Source organism: Citrobacter sp. S46_ASV_140 (genome assembly GCF_018919545.1).
Taxonomy (GTDB): domain Bacteria; phylum Pseudomonadota; class Gammaproteobacteria; order Enterobacterales; family Enterobacteriaceae; genus Citrobacter; species Citrobacter braakii.
The window spans coordinates 1-4,297 of sequence record NZ_JAHLRC010000199.1; the positions used below are offsets into that span (position 1 = coordinate 1).

3 protein-coding genes and 1 pseudogene are annotated in these 4,297 nt (G+C 46.4%); all 4 read left to right on the forward strand.

The annotated features are described in order from the left end of the window. The first annotated feature begins 267 nt into the window (after positions 1 to 267). A complete protein-coding gene (locus KQJ19_RS22615; RefSeq protein ID WP_141874999.1) occupies positions 268 to 1,011 on the forward strand; it encodes a type IV pilus major pilin in 744 nt (247 codons plus the stop codon). 75 nt (positions 1,012 to 1,086) lie between these two features. Further along, the gene (locus tag KQJ19_RS22620; RefSeq protein ID WP_216404195.1) at positions 1,087 to 3,282 is read left to right on the forward strand and encodes a prepilin-type N-terminal cleavage/methylation domain-containing protein; all 2,196 of its coding nucleotides are present in this window, start codon (positions 1,087 to 1,089) and stop codon (positions 3,280 to 3,282) included. 16 nt (positions 3,283 to 3,298) lie between these two features. After that, the gene (locus KQJ19_RS22625; protein ID WP_019076325.1) at positions 3,299 to 3,754 is read left to right on the forward strand and encodes a TcpQ domain-containing protein; all 456 of its coding nucleotides are present in this window, start codon (positions 3,299 to 3,301) and stop codon (positions 3,752 to 3,754) included. 20 nt (positions 3,755 to 3,774) lie between these two features. Continuing rightward, a pseudogene (locus tag KQJ19_RS22630) lies at positions 3,775 to 4,297 on the forward strand (type II and III secretion system protein); the annotation flags it as partial.

Sequence of the window (4,297 nt, forward strand, 5' to 3'; positions counted from 1 at the left end):
ATATATATCACTCTCCGGAAAAGGAAGATTACCGTAACTTTTTCTAAAAATAAATCAAAAAACCCGTTACGATATTTCCAATATATAATATATATATTGTGAAATTTTATTCAAAAATAACTCATCAGACCAGTCACCTTTATTCCTAATTATCCCGCCACAGCTTTTAGCTTCTGGTGATTTACGAAAAATGCCGCATATAATCTTTTGGCACAGTGAGTGCAGGGTTAATTTTTTACAGCAACTAATATCTAAGGATTTATGGATATGAAAAGCATGATTCATTCATGGAAAAAAAAAGCAGCGCAGTATCGTGAGCTGAAAAAGCAGAAAGGCGTGACGCTGCTTGAAATTATCATTGTACTGGGCATTATCGGTATTATCGCTGCAGGTGTGGTTATTCTGGCTCAGCGTGCGTTTGCTTCTCAGGACATGACCGATGTTGTTGATAATAGCAACACTATCCGCGTATCAATGACTGAAGTATATCGTGATGCGAACGGTTATCCAGGTTCTTCAAGCCTGGCAGGCATCACTAAAGCTCAACTGGATGCAGATAAAACAGCGACCAGTCCTTCATACCCAGGACCAGTTTTGACCATGTTGAAGATGGGTAAACTGACCAGCAGTGAGGCTTTTAATAACTTCTCCAATGAACCATTTGAAATTGGTCCTGCAGGCATTGGTGCAACAGCGGATAAACCAAAAGGTTTCTATATTGCTGTTAATGGCTTAAGTCAGGAAGAATGTCGTAACCTTATTTCTCAGACGGGTAGCGAGTGGGATTATGTAGAGACTCAGATCGTTGCCGCTGGATCGAATACTAGTTATCTTGTTGCTCCTGCGATTTCACCAGAAATTGCTGTACCAACACTGCTGATGGGCGTAGAACCTTCTGGATCAATCGTTAAGACGCTGAAAAAAGATACTTTGACTCCGGATATCATCACTGGGGCGACTGTCTGTACTGACCAAGGTTCTGCTAACGCGGTAATTCTCGGCAGCCGTTAATTTATAACGTTATTTTCTGATAATCTGATAAATTGCCCTCATAATGGGGGCAATATTTATCCCACGGACGGAAAAATGTCGTACAAATACCTCAAAAAAAACGTTCGCCCGCAGGCAGGTGTTACCCTTCTTGAAATGATTATTGTGCTTGCCATTATCGGCATGTGTCTGATGACTTATGCAAATTATAAACGAAAAGAAGCCCAGCAAAGTCACCAGCTTATTGTCGCTGATATGATCGTCCGTGATATTTCTGGCGTAATGCGCTTTATTGCGCAAAATAAACTGAATGTTCTGGGGGGCGGTGAAGAAGCCAACCCACTATTCGGGACGGAAAATACTAACGTCACCGTCGCGAATTATGATAATCGCGTCACCAATAAAACATTACAGGATCAACCCTATCCCAATACGGATACAGACAAGTTTTATTCCGGCTGGTCTGTTGGTGTGTCAACGCAAGCCCAGGTATCGCCCACTCGAGGTTCTCGCTATCTGTTTCTGGGTAGTGAATGTAAAAATGGCAATAACCCGAAAGGGAAACTGCCCTTCGCCCTTGCGGAGTCTATGCTGCCGTGTGAACTGCGCCCTGGCGCCGAATCGCTGGAGCTGATGCTGGAACGCGTGGACTTCGTCAACAACATTCGGCAAGCCGGCACCAGCGGGCCAGGTATTGAACGTGTCGACTTCTACATCACCTACCAGACAGATGCCGAGAACGAAGGTCTCCATTTTGCCGGATTTATTAAGCCGCTGGAAAAAGCGCTGAAAAGTGTCGATCTCGGTTATCTGCAGGCGGTGGTGTTTGAAATCGAGGGTAACGGTAATTTTAACCTGGTAACAACGGCCTCAGGCCAACCGCTGCAGATGGGTGACGTTCCCAATCATATGAGCAGGCTTGATACGAATAAACGTTACGGCATTCGCTTAAGCTTAGACAAAAACAGTGAAGATATTACTGCCGATGGTTCTGTTCCGGCTGCCAAGCTGTGCTGGAACGATGCCAAAGGCGAGGCCGGACCGTGTATTACGGCGATTGATGAAGACCGCCTGCTGATTACCAGCAGCGATGCAACGGGCAAAGATAAAAACGAACCGGCGATGTGCTGGAGCAGAGAGCAAAACAAGAGCACGCTGTGCCTGGCGGCAATGAACAGCAACGGCGTCAATCCGGATGGCAGACTTAATCCAGACGGCACGCCGTATAATCCGGACGATCGCATTCTGCATCTGCGTACCAGCGCGGATAAAACAGACGGTAGCGAAGTGGATCCTGCTTCGCCGAGCTCGCTCAAAGGCACCACCGGCACGCTGTACGCCAATATCGTGATGGAAAATACCTCGCGCAAGCATCCGGAAAAATGGTATGTGGCTTACAATGGAACTGATGCTGACAGGCTTAAAAACGGTATCCAGGATGATGATGATACCAGTAGCTTACCTAATCAATTTGCAGATGCTTTCCATGGTCAGTATGAGCTGGTGACGCCCACCACCACCTTTTATCAGTCATTCAAAAACGATTACCCGCAGGGTAAAGGTCCGACAGGAGCTGATCCTGTTTATACAGCCGCAAATGATAGTACAAATTACAACAAGCTCTTAAGTGAGCCGGGCGTGATTCGTTTACCGTTGCAAACGTGTCCTAAAGTAACCGGTATCGATAAAGACCGTAAAACCAAGCTGCGTAGCCTCTATCCCCGCCTGTCGGTCGCCATATCATCTGTCGCGGCAGATGAGGATGATGGGGCAAACAAAACCGGTGGCTATTTCGACTATACCCAGCAGGGGGCAACCCGGACGAATAGCTACAAGAGTCAGAACGATCCGAAACCTGTGGGCGCGGTAGCCGCTGTGGCGATCCAGGCCAACATCGTGGTGAACAAAGATATTGTCTCTGCCAACGTCCCGGATAAAGTGAACGTAAACGGAATCTTTGAGGACTGGATCGCGGAGAAATGGTTTAAAGGCACAGGTAATAATCTGGACGAGCCCTTCTGGTTAATCAGCGCCGCGTCGGCAACAATTACCCCAGGTGGCAAAAAAGATGTGAATAAAATAAACCCACAGTCTCTCTCAGTGGTAATTAACCAGTGGTGCAGCACAATCCCGCAGGGGGGAATGATTTCATCCGAAGGTTACGCCTGGACTGAGGCGGAGCCGAATAAGTATGTGCTCCATTCTCTTGTTGCGGAAGATAACGATCTTAAATTTTATAAAGAAAACGGTGATGAACTTAAGATTCCGGACCATGAAAGAAACACCTATTAATCATTGGAAGAGTAAGATGAAAAAAACATGGATAATTGGGGCTGCCGTGTCCGCATTATTAGGCAGCCAGGGAAGTTTTGCCGCCAGCGCGCCAGCCGGGCAAAAAATTGACGCAGGGATGTTAACCACCACGCCAGTGAAAGAAAGTACAACCACGCCGCGAAATCCCTTTTCCGGAGATGATACGGTGAAAAGCGTCGCGCCTGTCAGTGCGCCAGTGGTGGAAATAAAAATTGATTTACTGGAAGAGGAGTTATTAAGCCAGCAACTCTCAAAATGGGCGCAGCAAAATGGCTATAAGTTGCTCTGGAACAGCTCAACTGATTTTGTTATTTACAAGGCAATTCATTTGCAGGGTAAATCAACACAGGATGTGCTGGTTAAGCTTGGACAAGTATTTACGTCAGAAAACTACGGGCTGGTGATAAAAGACTACCAGGCGAATAACGTACTGATCATTGATGAGCAGTAATTAAGCAAGGGAATAATGCTATGAAAATTAAAGTTTCGCTTCTGGCGTTGACGCTGGCTCTTCAGGGTTGTACGTCTATTGATACCAAGTACGATAAAAGTATTGTCCCGCAGGAAACCGGCAACCCGACCACTGCGGATGAAATGAAAACGACCGGTTATATGAAATATAACGAGCCTTATCTGGGCAAAAAGGTTGAATATAACTCCCGTAAACAGGCGCTGCTGCGTAAGCAAGTGAGTATTCAGTCTTACGAGCCTACCGATCTGGCGACAATTCTTGAGGCGGTGACCGCGCAAACCGGTATTAGCTACCGTATTAATACTTCCGTTCCCGGTGGAAAATCGGATGCGGGGGAACCGGAGTTCCGTAGCGTTAAATTCAACGGAACGTTTGAGGAATTTACCCGCTATATTTCCGCGCTGTATGACGTGAATCCGCTGCTGGATAACAACGGCGTACTGGTCGTCTCTTATTTCCAGAACTATGTGCTAAAGCTCGATTTTTACGGCGAAGACAACAAGTTTGAGACCAGTCTCGATC